The 15,728-nt window shown below is 38.4% G+C and carries 17 protein-coding genes; 7 read left to right on the top strand and 10 right to left on the bottom strand.

Annotation, left to right across the window (positions count from 1 at the left end; translation table 11 throughout):
• Positions 1-3 precede the first annotated feature (3 nt).
• A complete protein-coding gene (locus MKY06_RS10850) occupies positions 4-2,277 on the bottom strand; it encodes a glycosyltransferase family 39 protein (RefSeq protein WP_029321471.1) in 2,274 nt (757 codons plus the stop codon).
• A gap of 239 nt (positions 2,278-2,516) precedes the next feature.
• Here MKY06_RS10850 and MKY06_RS10845 point away from each other — a divergent pair, with 239 nt between their 5' ends.
• Together MKY06_RS10845 and MKY06_RS10840 are read left to right on the top strand one after the other, a co-directional pair.
• The gene (locus MKY06_RS10845; protein WP_013056817.1) at positions 2,517-3,089 is read left to right on the top strand and encodes a GNAT family N-acetyltransferase; all 573 of its coding nucleotides are present in this window, start codon (positions 2,517-2,519) and stop codon (positions 3,087-3,089) included.
• Positions 3,090-3,157: 68 nt separating this feature from the next.
• The gene (locus MKY06_RS10840) at positions 3,158-3,634 is read left to right on the top strand and encodes a hypothetical protein (RefSeq protein WP_029321467.1); all 477 of its coding nucleotides are present in this window, start codon (positions 3,158-3,160) and stop codon (positions 3,632-3,634) included.
• 153 nt (positions 3,635-3,787) lie between these two features.
• Here MKY06_RS10840 and MKY06_RS10835 read toward each other — a convergent pair whose 3' ends face one another.
• From MKY06_RS10835 to MKY06_RS10825, 3 genes are all read right to left on the bottom strand, one after another.
• On the bottom strand, positions 3,788-4,660 hold the full coding sequence (locus MKY06_RS10835; protein WP_013056815.1) for an STAS domain-containing protein: 873 nt from the start codon (positions 4,658-4,660) through the stop codon (positions 3,788-3,790).
• 271 nt (positions 4,661-4,931) lie between these two features.
• Positions 4,932-5,564, bottom strand: coding sequence for an LrgB family protein (locus MKY06_RS10830; protein ID WP_236019619.1), 633 nt, complete (start codon positions 5,562-5,564; stop codon positions 4,932-4,934).
• A gap of 29 nt (positions 5,565-5,593) precedes the next feature.
• Complete coding sequence (locus MKY06_RS10825) at positions 5,594-5,998, bottom strand: CidA/LrgA family protein (RefSeq protein ID WP_013056813.1); 405 nt, start codon at positions 5,996-5,998, stop codon at positions 5,594-5,596.
• A gap of 193 nt (positions 5,999-6,191) precedes the next feature.
• Between MKY06_RS10825 and MKY06_RS10820 the strand changes: the two genes are divergently transcribed.
• Together MKY06_RS10820 and MKY06_RS10815 are read left to right on the top strand one after the other, a co-directional pair.
• Positions 6,192-6,623 (top strand): MarR family winged helix-turn-helix transcriptional regulator, encoded by a 432-nt coding sequence (locus tag MKY06_RS10820; protein ID WP_029321464.1) that lies wholly within the window; start codon positions 6,192-6,194, stop codon positions 6,621-6,623.
• Between the two features lie 100 nt (positions 6,624-6,723).
• Positions 6,724-7,011, top strand: a complete 288-nt coding sequence (locus tag MKY06_RS10815) for a phospholipase (protein ID WP_306430524.1) — start codon at positions 6,724-6,726, stop codon at positions 7,009-7,011.
• Between the two features lie 36 nt (positions 7,012-7,047).
• On the opposite strand, the gene MKY06_RS10810 is transcribed toward MKY06_RS10815, so the two are convergent.
• Both MKY06_RS10810 and MKY06_RS10805 read right to left on the bottom strand, forming a co-directional pair.
• A complete protein-coding gene (locus MKY06_RS10810) occupies positions 7,048-7,560 on the bottom strand; it encodes a GNAT family N-acetyltransferase (RefSeq protein ID WP_035439130.1) in 513 nt (170 codons plus the stop codon).
• A 114-nt stretch (positions 7,561-7,674) separates the two neighbouring features.
• Entirely contained in the window at positions 7,675-9,099 is a 1,425-nt protein-coding gene (locus MKY06_RS10805) for a phospholipase D-like domain-containing protein (RefSeq protein ID WP_029321460.1), read from the bottom strand.
• 172 nt (positions 9,100-9,271) lie between these two features.
• Between MKY06_RS10805 and MKY06_RS10800 the strand changes: the two genes are divergently transcribed.
• The gene (locus MKY06_RS10800) at positions 9,272-9,538 is read left to right on the top strand and encodes a hypothetical protein (RefSeq protein WP_029321458.1); all 267 of its coding nucleotides are present in this window, start codon (positions 9,272-9,274) and stop codon (positions 9,536-9,538) included.
• A 2-nt stretch (positions 9,539-9,540) separates the two neighbouring features.
• Here MKY06_RS10800 and MKY06_RS10795 read toward each other — a convergent pair whose 3' ends face one another.
• The 3 genes from MKY06_RS10795 to MKY06_RS10785 all read right to left on the bottom strand — a co-directional run bounded on the left by MKY06_RS10795 (position 9,541) and on the right by MKY06_RS10785 (position 13,007).
• Positions 9,541-10,140, bottom strand: coding sequence for a DUF3298 and DUF4163 domain-containing protein (locus MKY06_RS10795; protein ID WP_013056809.1), 600 nt, complete (start codon positions 10,138-10,140; stop codon positions 9,541-9,543).
• A gap of 363 nt (positions 10,141-10,503) precedes the next feature.
• Positions 10,504-11,358, bottom strand: coding sequence for a bifunctional methylenetetrahydrofolate dehydrogenase/methenyltetrahydrofolate cyclohydrolase FolD (folD, locus tag MKY06_RS10790; RefSeq protein WP_013056807.1), 855 nt, complete (start codon positions 11,356-11,358; stop codon positions 10,504-10,506).
• Positions 11,359-11,606: 248 nt separating this feature from the next.
• Positions 11,607-13,007 carry a tannase/feruloyl esterase family alpha/beta hydrolase gene (locus MKY06_RS10785; RefSeq protein WP_041816546.1) on the bottom strand — a complete coding sequence of 467 codons (1,401 nt, stop codon included), beginning with the start codon at positions 13,005-13,007 and terminating at the stop codon, positions 11,607-11,609.
• 201 nt (positions 13,008-13,208) lie between these two features.
• Here MKY06_RS10785 and MKY06_RS10780 point away from each other — a divergent pair, with 201 nt between their 5' ends.
• Positions 13,209-13,679: a staygreen family protein gene (locus tag MKY06_RS10780; protein WP_029321454.1), complete on the top strand. Its 471-nt coding sequence runs from the start codon at positions 13,209-13,211 to the stop codon at positions 13,677-13,679.
• A gap of 52 nt (positions 13,680-13,731) precedes the next feature.
• Complete coding sequence (locus tag MKY06_RS10775; protein WP_064471612.1) at positions 13,732-14,211, top strand: hypothetical protein; 480 nt, start codon at positions 13,732-13,734, stop codon at positions 14,209-14,211.
• Between the two features lie 33 nt (positions 14,212-14,244).
• Here the strand turns inward: MKY06_RS10775 and gltD are convergent, their stop codons facing one another.
• The gene (gltD, locus tag MKY06_RS10770) at positions 14,245-15,726 is read right to left on the bottom strand and encodes a glutamate synthase small subunit (RefSeq protein ID WP_057273080.1); all 1,482 of its coding nucleotides are present in this window, start codon (positions 15,724-15,726) and stop codon (positions 14,245-14,247) included.
• Positions 15,727-15,728: the final 2 nt, after the last annotated feature.

Raw genomic sequence — 15,728 nt, 5'->3', positions numbered from 1 at the left:
TCCTTATTTAAGCGTTATTTCGTATAGTGTTCCGTTTCCAGATGGCCCTTGCTGAGCACTTGATGAAGTAGACTGCCACTTGGAAGAAGGAATCTCCTTACTATTTTCTTTAATCCACGTGATAACGTCAGATTGACCTCCCTTGCCCATTCCAGACAAGTAGAAATATTTCACTTCACCTTTTTTAATCATGGCTTTTAATTTACTTACCGTTAAAATTGGATCTGAACCGCTAAATCCACCCATTGCCATTACTGGCTTGCCCGTTTTGATAATGTAAGGCGCAGCTGAAGTTGAATCCGTTGTGGCAAATAAATATTTTTCACCTGTATTATTTTTTGTTAAATAGTTTAGTAGCTTTTGGTTTACTTCTGCGTTCATCCCTCCACTTTTTCGTTTTGAAGATGATGATTTGCTTGAAAAGCTATTTGGCATTTGACTATTATTGGATGAACCGCCTGGCATTTGCATTTGACCACTGTTTGAAGAACCGCTTGGCGGCTGCATTTGACCATTATTGGACGAACCGCCCGGCATTTGACCGCCGTTCGATGAACCGCTTGGCGGCTGCATTTGATTGTTCGATGATGAATTGCCGCTAGAGATTCCTGGAGGTTGCATGCCGTTAAAGCCAGACTGTTTGCTATTTGTAGCTGTGCTTGGAGGTCCTCCCATACCGCTTGAAGAATCAGGACCTGCTGATGGAAGCATGCTATTTCCACCATAAATAATTGGTGTCATCGCCCAGTACGCCGGCATCGCAAGTAAGACAACCATCGCTGCGGCTCCTAGGTAGTTCGTCAACGAATTTTTACGCTGTTTACGAATAGCTAAAACAAGAGCTAAAATGACGCCCAGTGCTCCTACACCTGCAATTGGCGCTACGCCGATTGAGCTGACATAAGGAGACATAATATATACTTGAAGTGCTGCTGTCGTTAAAATACCACCTGGTAGCAGCCATGATTTCCAGTCATTATGCTGTTTGTACATGCTCCATAAAGCTACTGCTCCCGCTCCGGCAAATGCAGCGATTGGAGGTGCCAGCATAATTAAATAATACTGATGGAAAAATCCTGCGATACTAAAGAAGACCGCTACTGGTAGCAGCCACGCTAACCAAAATAAACTTTCTTTTTGTTTTGCCGTGTAAGGCCCTTTAAATTTTACTCCGGCAAATAAACCCACGATTGAAAAGATTACAAATGGTAATAACCAGCTGATTTGATCTGATAAACCTTTTTGGAATAGTCGGAAGGGACCAGGATTCCCCGTGTTAAACATTCCGTTTTGATTCCCTCCGCCTGGAGCCTGCATCTTTTGAGAAAAGCTGCTCTTTCTTTGATTTGAGCTTTGTGAAGAATCAGCACTTGAATTACTATTTTGTTTTGTTTCACTGCTTGCTGTTTGCTGCTCAGTTTGAGCAGGCTGTTTATGACTGCTTCCCGTCACGCTTGTATTTCCAGTTAAACGATTGATACCGTTATATCCAAAAGCAAGCTCTAGAACTGAATTTGTTTGACTGCTTCCCATATAAGGTCGCTTATCAGCAGAAGTTGAATCTACTACAACTGCCCATGAGACAGAAACGGCAAGCATCAGTGCAGTTGCTGTTGTTAAGAAAGCAATTTTCTTTTTCCACGTGATTTTGGTTGCCACTACATAGAAAACATAAAATGCTGGTAAAACCATGTATGCTTGAAGCATTTTCATGTTAAATGCAACACCAATCATCGCAAAAGCCGCTAACACCCAGCCAAATTTAACCGTACGCACAGCACGAAACAACATCCATGTTGCTAATAATAATGTAAATACAAGCATACTATCGATATTATTTGTTCGGCTTACCGCCGGTACGATTGGCGTCAGGGCCATGGCAAGAGCAGCAAACCTCCCAGCCCATACGCCAAACGTACGTTTTATGAGTACGTATAGTAAAAGGACTGAACCGATGCCCGCTAAGGCTTGCGGTAAAATGACGCTCCACCCGTGAAATCCAAATATTTTGGCGCTAATTGTCTGAATCCAAAACACAACCGGCGGCTTATCAATCGTTACGTAGCCTCCTGGATCAAAAGATGCGTAAAAGAAATTATGAAAACTTTGAAGCATACTTTTGACAGCTGCCGTGTAATAAGCGTTGGCGTATTCATCTGTCCAAATTTTAAATAAGTTCAAAAACGCTGCAATTAAAACGATTGGAACTAAAAATAAGTCTATTCTTTTTTTATTTGAAGTTCGTTCTTCTTTCACTTCACTGTTCATGTGTTTCATTTCACTCCTTCGTAATTTCTGACTTTAGTCTAACAAGCATCTGTGAACTGATTATGAACAGCAAAAATAATTTTTATTTTTTAAAAATCCATTTGACCTCTTACGCTCACTAATGAAATATTTTACAATTAAAGAATCAAGCACATGAAATAGAAAGCGTATTCTTGGAATGCTGCAGCTTCTATGAAACATTATTATCAACACTTCATCCACTTCTTGCTGAGAAAGGAGACAACTTTATGATTCAAGTAAAAGATATATACGGAAATTTACCCACACTAGAAACAGAAAGACTCCGCTTGCGGAAAGTTACCAAAAAAGATGTGCGTGACATGTTTGAATATGCCTCAAATGAAAAGGTAAGCAGATATGTAAATTGGGAAAAGCACCGAAAGCTTCAAGATACAAAAGAGTTTGTTTCCTTCGTTTTAAAACAGTACAGCAACCAATCCATTTCTCCTTGGGCTATGGAAATCAAAGCCTTGAAAAAATGTATTGGCACCATTGACTTTGTCACTTGGAACCCTACCCATCGCATTGCGGAAATTGGCTATGCGATTTCTGAAGCATATTGGAATAAGGGATTTGTTACGGAAGCAGCTGAAAAAGTAATTGCGTTTGGATTTGAAGAAATGGATTTAGTCCGCATTCAGGCGAGGTGCTTTATTGAAAACGCTGCATCTGAGAAAGTGATGAAAAAAATCGGTATGTCTTATGAAGGAACGATTCGAAAAGCCATGTTTATTAAGGGAGCTCATCAAGACTTAAAGTTATATTCAATCTTGCGAGAAGAATATACACGCAACGCGTAGAAAATGCATAAAATACTTTCCATAACATAGGCTAACTTCAACACTAACTCTTCCTTTTGAGGTGAACAATGTTGGAGCAAGCAATTCAGCATTTAGACTTATCTGCACATGGTTTGTGGTTTCCGATTACCGCTAGTTTATGTTTATTTATTCTTGCCTTTGTTTTATTTAAACGAAAGCTAACTTGGCGAGATTTTTATATCACGTTTAGCGTAGTTGGATTTGTTGGATGGCTTTGTGATGTTATCATCACACGTGTTTTTAACGTGATTGATTTGGGAGATCCAAAAGTTACAGGACTTGGAGATATTCTAAGCTATACATTTATTCCACCTTCCCTTTCCGTTTTATTTTTGACTTACTTAACAGCTAAAAATAAATGGGTTTTATCACTTCTCTTTTGCGCTGGTTCACTACTCATAGAATACGGAATGATTAAAAGTGGCTATATGCATTTAAACGGCTGGTTTTTTATCTATTCAATAGTGGTATACTTACTCGTTTATGCTTTTGTGCTACCATGGCATATCGCATTTATTAAGTAAAAAAGCGGATGTTGATTAACATCCGCTTTTTTACTATACACTTACTTCCTATCCACTGAAATTCGTATTTCACAGCGAGTTTTAAAAGAATTGGAATAGTTACGTGTATAAAATGCATTTCTAATTCTGGTGTCCCTGCATGTTCATAGTCTGTCATTTTATGCGACGTGATGACAGGTGCGTGGGTCTATGTTCTTCAGAACGTCTAAATCCAATTTTTAAAAGCGCTGCTTCTAAATTAGCTTCTGTTTTAATTTGATTAAAATTAATTCCTAATTTCACTACCGTTTGGGCAATTTCCGGTCGTATTCCCGTTATAATAGCTTCCACTCCTACCAATTTAAGAGCTTGATGAATTTTGAAAAGATTGTCTGCGACCATTGTATCGATAATTACAACACCTGAAATATCCAAAATAAGATAAGCTAATTGAAGACTTGTCCCTTTTTTCAAGCAGGTCTCCATAATAACCTGCGAGCGATGAGTATCAATTTCCCCAATAATCGGCATAATAGCGATGCCTTTGGTAACGGGTACAAGCGGAACTGAAAGTTCTTCTAATGACGTATAAGCTAAATTCATCATATATCGATTATGCTCATCGTAAATTTGACCAAAAATACATGTTACCGTATCTAAAAGCGGATCGATTCGCTCACTGACGTGCAGCATAGTAATTGCGGCAAACTGATGCTCCTCTAGTTCTCTTGTAAATACATCCCAAATAACACTGCGATAGATTGGCAAGGTACCTAGCGCTTTTTCTAAAGGAATATTTTTTTCTACCGCATATTTACCAGTAGCAAGCGCCCACTCTTTAACAAGTTTAAGTACAGCCTCTTGCTCTTCAAATAGTACTCTTCCAAAATACTCCATAATGGACACTCGCCACTTCAAAATTTTCTTTTCTTTTAATTCCTCTGTACTTAAAGGATGTGTAGCATCTAAACGTTCTGCTAATTTTTCTGACAAGTTGTATTTATGTTCAATAATCTTTTTTCCTATATACACGAGCTCCTCTTTCATAAAATACGCTCAGCTCCTCTTTTTTGCTATTTTTACTGCGTATATAACCTTGACTAAGCCTTCTTACCCATCCGACAATTGACTAGCCTTCCTAAAAATAACAAAAAAGCGGTTATTTTATGAATTTTCTTTCTTCTTATTATAGTACCAGAAAAAGAGGCATACAACTTAAAATTTGCTGCGGATAAAACTTATGCTTTCGTATAAAAAAACAATCCTGTTCCAATTGGAACAAGATTGTTTTTTTATATTCACTTTCTTTTACCTCACCTTACACTTGGAATAACCAGACAACAATAGGCCCAAAAACCGAGCCTAGTACAGCGCTTAAAGTCATTGATACTGAACTCATCGATACCGTTAATTCACCGTATTCAAATGCTTTAGAAGTTCCTAAGGCATGAGAAGCGCTGCCTAGGGCAATGCCTTTTCCTAAAGAACTCTTAATACGAATCCACTTTAAAAGTAAAGGTCCAAGGATTACTCCCGAAAAACCTGCAATCATAACAAATACTACGGTCATGGATGGAACGCCCCCTAATCCCGTAGCAATTTGAATCGCAACCGGAGTAGTAATGGACTTAGGAATAATGGATAAAATCAGACTTCGATCAATGCCGAATACTTCAGCGAACACAAGTCCGCTAATCATACCTGCAAATAACCCTACAAATACCCCTCCAATAATAGGAACGCTGTATTTCACCAGCATCTCACGCTGTTTATAGAGTGGATACGCTAATGCGACAACGGCTGGTCCTAGAAGTGAATTAATCCATTTGCCTCCAATCATATACTCATCATAGGAAACATGAAAAGTAAGCAAAAGAAGAATAACGAATATGGTTGTAGTTAAAACTGGAATAAGAATTGGATAGGAGAACCGTACATATACTTTTGCCATGACTAGGTACAAAGCAACTGTAGCTACGATTATAAAGACCGCGATAAAGAATTCTTGCACTGTTGTTTCTCCTTTCGTTTGTTCGCTTTCTTTTCTAAAAGTTGGCTGGCAATCCCTGCGGCGGCCATCGTAACAATCGTACTAAGTACAATAATTAAAAACAAAACCGCTCCGCTGCTTGAAAGAAGCGAAGGATAATTCATCACACCCGCCATAGCTGGTATAAATAATAGCGGTAAAAAAGATAACAAGAAACTCGCTCCGTCTTCAATCACTTTGATGGGAACAATTTTGCACATTAAGCAAATAAGCATTAAGATTAAGCCTATAATACTTCCTGGAATAGGCAGGTGCAGCATATGGTGAACAGCTTCGCCAATCATAGAAAAAGCATAAAGAATCGCAATTTGTAGAATAATTCGTATCACTTTCATTATAGGTCACTGTCCTACAGATAAAGAACAGCTGTCCTCCTCTCTTTCTTTTGTCATGTTGTCTAACATTTTACTATATAAACATACTTTACTTTACCTACTTTTACTTGTACTATACAACTATATATATACATTTGTATTATACAAGTATATATTTCTTTGTCAATGAATGATTTTGTAAGGAGCGATTATGATGCAAGAAAAGAATTCAATTGAATTGATTGAATATGAACTTACTACCTTTATTAGACGAGCCGTCTATCTTGATAATTCCGAAAATAAAATAGGAAACCTAGAAAGATCAGCGTATTTATTATTACGCCAGTTAGATGAATTTGGACCAGCTCGTGTAAAAGAACTAGCTGAAGCATTTAAACTCGACATTTCAACTCTTTCTAGACAAGCTGCTGCTTTAGAAAATAAACAGCTGATTTCCCGCTCCTCTGATCCTTCGGATGGACGCGTCAGTCTATTTGATATCACAGCACGCGGAAAACGAATGCTGCAAAGTGATAAACAAATGCGCCTTGAACGCTATCATAGTATGTTGAAGAAATGGTCCAGTGAAGAAAAAGAGCTGTTTGGCAAACTATTAATGCGGATGAATGACGCATTTATCGATTAAATAGAAAGCCCTAAAAAATTAGGCTGCTGCTGCAAGGTGTTTGTCCCTGTCTCTTTTCCGTTTCTTGCATTTACTGTAAAGAGACTATTGAAAAGGATGTATGATTATGTCTGTTCCGAACAAAAGGAAAGCCACGCCCTGCCTTTTCCCCGGCTATAAATGGTGCGGCCCCGGATGCAGTGGTCCAGGATGCCCAGTAAATGATGTAGACTGCTGCTGTAAATACCACGATTTATGCTATGAAGATTACGGTTCATGCCGCTCATGTGATGAGCAATTTCTTAACTGTCTTTGCTCCAAAGCAAATCCATACAGCTTGAAAGGAAGACAGGCATACGCTATGTATACCTATATGCGACTGAAATTAGCTTTAAAACAATATGACTAAGCATAAAAGAGGTGAATTTAAAAATCCACCTCTTTTTTATACTATTTTATCCGTATAAATCCAAAAGCGCTGAACAACAGCTCCGTTTTCTTCTATATAATCCTCGTCTTGTATACCACCGTTTGCCAAAATAGTTTGACGAGAAGCGATGTTCCAATCATCGCACACTACTAATGCCCGTTGAACTCCTAGCTTTCTGATCTCTTGAAGAGATAACTTTAATAGCAGCTTTGCATACCCTTTTTTTCTTTCGCTTGGCCGAATACCATAACCTATATGCCCTCCGCTATTTCGAAGCAATTCACTTAGTGCATGACGGATATTAACTACGCCTATTACTCTTTCGTTATGCATTAGCCAATAGGTAGAATCGGGTACATATCCTTTTTTTAATCCAATACCTTTTTCTGCATTTATTAACTCTTGAATCATTTCTTCAAAGTGAGTAGGGTCTTTAGCAATTACCCACGGAATCATTTTTTCTCCGCTTGCTTTCCATTCATGATAAAAGCTCATATAAGCCTTTTTATAAGCTGCGTCTGGTTTCATTAAAACGGCGGCTTCCACGTACCTTCCTCCCTTTTTATTTATTATGTTTATACTACCGATTTTTCCCAATAAATAAAAGAGGATAATTTACGTGATGTGTAAACTGTCCACTGTTTAAATAAATTCCTTAAAAAACCTTGTTACTTTTGCAAGGGCGTACAGGAAGGTTCGCTTCATGACAGGTTCTTCTTTCCTTTGGACGTCGGGAGATTTAATCCATCGCTTATGGTTGGCAACAAGGATACTTTTATCTATTTTGTTTTCCATCGCCATCGTTAATTCTTTTGCAAATTTTTGACTATCGATAATGACCATTGATTCATTATTCAAAAATGTAGAACGGGAATCTAAATTAAAAGAGCCTACGGCACTGAGTCTTTGATCATAAATTACGGATTTTGCATGGATCGAATAAGGTCCTTGGTATTCGTAAAGCTTTACACCTGTCTTCATAATCGTATCCCGCATACTTATATACCCAGAAAAAGCTAACACATTGGGCGTAGATGTAACTGAGTTTGTGAGTAGCGTCCATTGAACGTCTCGCTTCTTTTTTATGGCTGTATACTTGCTCATCGCATTAGTTGGCACAACATAAGGGCTTTGAATAAGAACAGACCGGTTAGCTCCTTCTGCCAGATTAATAAGCGTTTTCCACATAAAAGGTCTTTTATTAAATCGTTCAATTGGATTATGAATAAAAGAAACACACTTTGTAGAAACGGTGGAAGCATTCCAATTAATCTTAGGAGTTGCAAACGTTTCTCCTACTTGCTTAGCTTTACCGTATTGCTGCAGCAGCAAAGCTTTCATCCTCTTTCCCTGATCGACCTGGTACTGTGTGAGATGATAAAAAGCTTTTTTAGTGTAAGGATGAGCCCATAATTCATTTATATAATTCTGCATTTGAACGATGACGCTATCTTGTTTATGTTTGCTGTTTGTAATAAAGACATCACGATCATAGACGAAGTCTGGAGGAGGCTTGTTGGCCAAATACTTGTCCCCTATATTCCGTCCCCCTATTATGCCTAGCTGTCCGTCTACAATCATTATTTTGTCATGCATACGATTTTGCCACGCCCAAGGTTTAAACAATTGAAACGGTTCATAATACTTCACTTCAATATTAGGATGTGAAGCTAATGCGTAGAGCACGCCTCTTCGATTCCCTCGTAAGCCGTTAGCTATCCCATCTAAAAGAACGCGAGTATAGACGCCTCGATCAGCTGCTTTAAAAAGAGCGGCCATAATTAAATCAGTTGACTCTCCTTTTCCTATTGAGTAATATGCAATATCAATCGATTTCTCAGCTTCTTGAATCATTTGAATACGAACTCTTCCTGCCTCATATCCATCTTCGAGAAGTCTCACCCGGTCCGTAGACTCACTGTGACCAAAAAAGCTATCCGGTTTAATTGAGGTCGTTTCCTCTCCTGTTTTTAAAGGTACATAAAAGAGAACCACCGCCGCTATAACCACATACAGAATATATAAAGATAAAATAATAAGTAATCCTTTGAATGCTATTTTTATCATCGCAACTCCAGCTTTTTGTCTTTTTCTGTTATCGTTCACAAATAATGATCATTACATGCAAGAAACTGCTTCCTTGATTGTTTTGCGCTTTGTCTTTTTGACACATTTATTTTTTCTGATTCACTATTTGTATAGTATGCTAGTACATATCATAGAAAAAAGGATGATGGTGATGGAGGAATATTCTTTTCGTTTTCATATTACAGATTCTTACCCTTTGCACAATGAAAACGATAAAATAGAAGCTGTTGTACGCACCAAAATCAAGCATGCGGACCGAGGATGCTTGTATGAGGGTTATCTTCGTGTTCATATCACTAAAGTCGGGGTATTTCCAGTAGCAAAAGATATTGCTGAAGCAATTAGCGTTCGCTCGCTTCGTCAGCAGTTAGCGGCCGAATTAAAAAGATACGTACGACCGCACCGCAATTTTTTATAACTTTATCCAAACATTTGTCCAAGTGGACTTTCATCTTCAATAATATCTTGAATAGTATAGATAGAAATGGGAAAGTGAGGAATTCCATATACGTAAGGAGCCAGGTCATACAGCTGATAAAAGAGCACAAGTGATTTATCGGCGATATAAAAATCTTGATCTGGTTTAATTCCTTTATATTCTCCAAGAACCATAATATCGCGCTCTTTTATTTGCTCTCCTACTATTTTAGAAAGAATGCTCACGTAATTACTGTCTTTTTTAAATAGATCTTTGAGTTGATACGTTTTTCCAGTCAGCACATTAAACGTTAACGGAACGACCACGGTCAATCCGTGCGCTCCCCCGGAATAAGCAAAATTGACAAGTGTTAAGCTGAGCACATTTCGCTCGTTTGTTTTCAACTCATAGTAACCCGTTTCTTCTGTATCCGGATTTTCTCCATATCCCTGCTGACGAATTAATTCATTCGTGCGCTGCAAAATTTTACTGTTCATGCTGTGCTGAACAGCTTGATTAGTCAAATGTACAACTGGATAATAAACGTTTAACTTTTTCTTCACCATTTGTTGAGAATATACGGTTGCAGGTAACGTAACCATCGCTTCCTCCTCTTTGTATACAGGTTGTTACATTCTATTCTTTTAGCATTCATTCCATTACTAAAGCAAAAAAAGATTCAGACATAACGAAATCACTCCAACCTAAAGACGAACAAACTGGATAAATGCTCTAGTATGGATCGCTTTTGATACCGCTATTAATTTCCGTGCAAGATTTCGCTTTCCGCGGAAATCTTCGCCTTGCCCTCCAATCAACAGCTAGAAGCACCTCCATACATGAAACCTATGTTGACTCTATCAATGAAAAGATCCGAACGAGTTTGATTCTCCATCAAGAATCAAACTCGTTCGGATCTTCCTTCAACGAAAATACCTTTGTCTCAGCCTCTTTTTAACTTCTTATTATTTTACGTTGTTAATTGTTTTAGCAGCGTCTACCGTATTTTTTAATAACATTGTGATGGTCATCGGACCAACTCCGCCTGGTACTGGTGTAATATAACCTGCAACTTCTAAAGCCGCTTCGTAATCAACATCACCAACGAGTTTACCATTTTCCATTGTGTTACCTACATCAATTACAATGGCACCCGGCTTAATATCATCTGCTTTGATAAGTCTAGGTTGTCCTACAGCTGACACAAGAATATCAGCTTGTTTTGTTAAAGCAGATAAATCTTTTGTGCGAGAGTGAGCAATTGTTACCGTTGCACTTTCTTGAAGTAACAGCATGGATACTGGTTTACCAACAATATTGCTTCGTCCAATTACTACCGCATGTTTACCTGAAATTTCTTCACCTGAACGTTTAATTAACTCAACGATACCATGTGGTGTACATGGTAAATAGCACTCATCGCCAATAACCATATTCCCTACGCTTACTGGGTGGAAGCCATCTACATCTTTTTTAGGAGATACAGCATTTAATACTGCCTTTTCATCAATATGTTTTGGTAATGGAAGTTGAATAAGAATACCATGAACAGATGGATTTCCATTCAAGTGATGGATTTCGTTTAAAAGCTCTTCTTCAGTAATCGTTACGTCACGTTTGATAATTTCAGATGCAACACCGATTTCTTCACAAGCCTTTGCTTTCGCTCTTACATATGATTGCGAAGCAGGATTTTCTCCTACTAAAATCACGGTTAAACCAGGAACGATACCTTTTGTTTTTAATTGAGCTACCTCTTCTTTTAATGCGGCGCGCAGTTCTTGCGCTACTTCTTTTCCTTTAATTACTTTCGCTGTCATGATGTTTTTTGCTCCTTTCAACTGTAGCCATTTAATAAATGTACGAATTATAGTTATTAATCTAACACAAAAGTTCGGTTTTGTTCAATGTTTTTATTATTTTTATTTTAAATAGATGAAAATAAATAACAAATAACGTATATTCCATTCTTATCGTACTATAATATTTTGTATTCACCAAAGCTGTTTTTATTCAAACGTTGCTTTTCCAAATTAAAAACCGCACCTTCGGCACGGTTTTCGGCGATTTATTTTTCTGTTGATATGCTTTTCTTTGTAGTCAACGGCAGCACGTCTTCCTCTGTTTTTAGATCCTTTACATGCATTTCCTTGAGAGGCGCACTTATTTTCTTATTTTTCGGAGGTTCTTCAAAATTCTCCACCCAATCACATAGCAATTCAAATCCTTGATACACATAAGGCAGGAGAGGCTGAAGCTTTCGATCTGGGTCAATTTGATGATTCCATACTAAGCTATCAATGTGGTTTCCATTTTCAACTACATAGTGACGATGAAGGTGCTGCTTACCAGAATCTTTTACCAGTTGTTCATAAGGATAAGCATGAATATCCGGAAAAATAAGAGCATCTAACGACCCTGTAATGCTTATCAACGGAACGGAAATATCACCTGTATTTTCAATTTCACGAACTCTTCGCTTTACATCTTGGGGTCTTTCTTGATAATCATACTTTTCAAAAATAGAATCTAACGAACGATCTCTAACTCCATTTTCAAAAAGCGTCAAGTATTTTTGCCATGGAATGCTTCCAGGTGCTTGACTGTCAAACTCATCTCTATATATATTAAGCGTTAAAAACCAATAATACTGGTCATGATATGGCCATAAAAACTCAGATCCTTTTGGCAACCCTGCCTGATACAAACGGTGCAAAGCTTCTTTTTGCGATTCACCTACCGTGTACAGTGCTTCTTCGGCATGATTTACAACAGGTGTTAAGGAAGTAATTAAGTTATCGTGATCAGCTCGCCACATAACCCCTTCCCATTCAACACCCCCATTAAAAAGCTGAGGCTCTCCATTTTTTCCATCGTTTTCTAAAGCATAACGAACAACATAACCCCCGTTAGAAATACCTAACGCATACGTTTTTATATCAAAATATTCTGTCACTTCTTTTTGAAGTTTGTGACGATAATTTTCAAACAAAAATCTCTGAGCTATTTTTGTCACTTCTCGGTATTGAATATGCCATTTTCTAATGGAGTCTTCTTCTTTGACTAGAGCGTTCTTTGCTTTAGCAAATGGATCATCTCGCACTTCTTCTCCCTGAGTTCCTTTATCAGAAGCAGCAAACGCAAACCCTTTTGCCAACACATAGTCGCTGAACAGTAAATCCGTTGATTTCTCATCCCTGGTAGCTGGAACTCCTGACATAACTAACTTTCCATTCCAGTCATCAGGAATTCGAATGAGAAACTTACCACCATCAACTTCACCTTCTACTTGAACACCCGTTATTTCTTCAGGCTGATACATGTAATACCATCCATTTTTTTCTTCTTTTGTTCCCCAATAGATAGGAGCCAGCCCAATGTTCCCATAGGCAGTCGCTGCTTGAAATTGAAGAGGGTTTTTAGTCGTTAGCCAGTTTCCATACCTACCGTCAAACGTTGTGATATTCAAGTGATAACCTCCATTCACATTTGCTTTTGAAGACACTCTTGGGGACTGTACACGCATAATTTTAGTTAAATATTACCATCCATTTCTCAAAAAGTACACCAAAACGCCTTTATTACAGAAAGAAAGTAGACATTTATCACAACTGAGCCCATAGCGCCGTATAATATTGAAATTTATTCAAAAAAAGGAGTGTCAATGACTATGAGTTCGTTTAATTCTTCAAAACTTTCTACGACTCTTATTCCCCCTGCTACTTCCTCCTATCCGGTTTCCGGAAGAAAATATACTCTTACTCATTCTGATACAACCGGTCAGTTTTTTTTAAGCATCGGATGCTCATATAACAACAAGGAGATAGATGAAAATATGCGTGATGAAGTACTGGCTGCTCTTCACGTAACAGATCGACAGGCAGTTATTCAAGGCGAAGTTTTTGTTAGCGGAGGCGAGTTCAGCCGCGAGCAAGCACAGCTTCGTTATCAGATTTTCCGTCGTGAACTCCCCCTTGCTTTAGAAGCAATGTTTTACGGAGACCAAGCGTTTTTTCAACATTATCCAGACTTACTAAATACGCCGATTTACATTTATTTTGTATCGACTTATCAAGAATTTAGAGGGTGGTCCTATTATCAAACTCCTAAATTTTATTTAAAACAAACATGCAGCAGCTAGCACGCTAGTGCATAAACTAATGGGAAATGAACGAGGAAGGTGTGAATGTTTCATGTACAGTCAATGGGTTTACCCCTATATGCCGCGCTATTACCATCCAGTGGTTCCTACTACGAATGAAAATTATTTAGAACCTTATAGATACAATGAAGACTTATTTTCTTATATCCTGCATGAGGAAGAGGAAGTTAGATCTACACGCGATGTAGACAGAGTGATGAAAATTTTAAAACGCCAGTATCAGTCTATCTACAGAGATGCTCAACGAGGCGGGATGGATAGCAAACTAACAGAATACTTATTTCGTTCCATTGTAAGATTTGTTGATGATAACTATAACAGTTACAGCGGATCTATTAACGAACGCGTCGAAAAAGCCGCGCGACAGCTGAAAAAACGTGACCCCTGGATATTTGAACTTTTTAACTTATACAGCGTTTCCCCCGCTTCACAAGTTCGAATTACCAACACGATTTTAACCGTTTCATTTGAAAATTTACGTAGAGGAAATGAAGTACCAAATCCTAGATAAACAAAAAACCGCCACAATTGTGACGGTTTTTTGTTATGGTAATACAGTTGCTCCCATTAGATGGCTATCAACTTGTTTAGCTACTTCACGACCTTCATGAATAGCCCATACGATTAAACTTTGCCCACGACGAGCGTCACCAGCAGCAAAAACACCTTCAACATTTGTTTTGTAATTTCCATACGCTGCATCTACGCGACGATTTTTCGTTTCAACACCAAACGCTGATAGAACCGGATGCTCTGGACCTTCAAACCCAATCGCAATAAAGACAAGCTGAGCTGGCCATACTTTTTCTGTTCCTGGAATTTCGGTAAAGATGTACTGTCCATTTTCCCCTTTTACTTTTTCCATTTGAACTGTATGAAGTTCCTTTAGATTGCCTTGCTCATCTGCCACGATTTTTTTCGTTTGAATTGAGTATTCACGTGGATCGTCCCCAAATTTCGCCTGTGCTTCTTCATAAGCATATTCAAGATTAAATACATGTGGATATTCAGGCCACATATTATCTGCCGTACGCTCAGCAGGAAGCTGAGGATGTTTACCAAACTGAACAACGCTGCGGCATTTTTGACGAAGAGCAGTAGCTACACAGTCAGCTCCCGTGTCTCCGCCTCCAATAACAATAACGTCTTTTCCTTCAGCATCAATAAATTGACCATCTTTGAAGTTAGAGTCTAAAAGGCTTTTTGTTGAAGTTGTTAAGTAGTCCATTGCAAAGTGAACTCCTTTTGCTTCACGACCTTCTAATACTAGATCTCTTTGCTTCTGAGCTCCTGTACACAAAATTACAGCATCATATTGTTCTTTTAACTCTTCAGCAGTAATGTCTTTTCCAACTTCCGTATTCGTTATAAAATCAATACCTTCTTGCGTCAATAAGCGAACACGCCTTTCCACTACTTCTTTATCTAGCTTCATATTTGGGATTCCATATGTTAATAAACCGCCAGCACGATCTGCTCTTTCATATACCGTTACTGAATGACCCGCTTGGTTCAGCTGATCTGCGCTTGCTAAGCCTGCTGGCCCAGAGCCAATAACAGCAATTTTTTTGCCTGTTCTCTTCTCCGGAATACGCGGAGTAATCCACCCATTCTCAAAGCCTTTATCAATAATAGCGCGTTCGATATTCTTAATCGAAACCGCTGGATCTGAAATAGCAAGCGTACAGGAACCTTCACACGGAGCAGGACAAACTCGTCCTGTAAACTCCGGGAAGTTGTTCGTTTTCATTAAACGCTCTAAAGCTTCTTTCCAGCGTCCTTTATAAACTAAATCATTCCACTCTGGAATTAAGTTATAGATTGGACATCCAGAAGTAAAAGCATTAATATCCATTCCCATGTGACAAAAAGGTGTGCCACAATCCATACATCGTGCCCCTTGACGGCTTAGCGCTTCATCAGATAAAGGAGCAGCATACTCTTTCCAATCACCTAAACGTTTTAACGGGTCACGTTCCTTCCCTTTTTCACGTTTGATTTCCATAAATCCTGTTGGTTTTCCCATCG

Origin of the sequence: Priestia sp. FSL P4-0332 (genome assembly GCF_038005845.1) — a bacterium.
In the GTDB taxonomy this organism is placed as follows: domain Bacteria; phylum Bacillota; class Bacilli; order Bacillales; family Bacillaceae_H; genus Priestia.
This window is presented reverse-complemented; position numbering and strand designations above follow the sequence as displayed.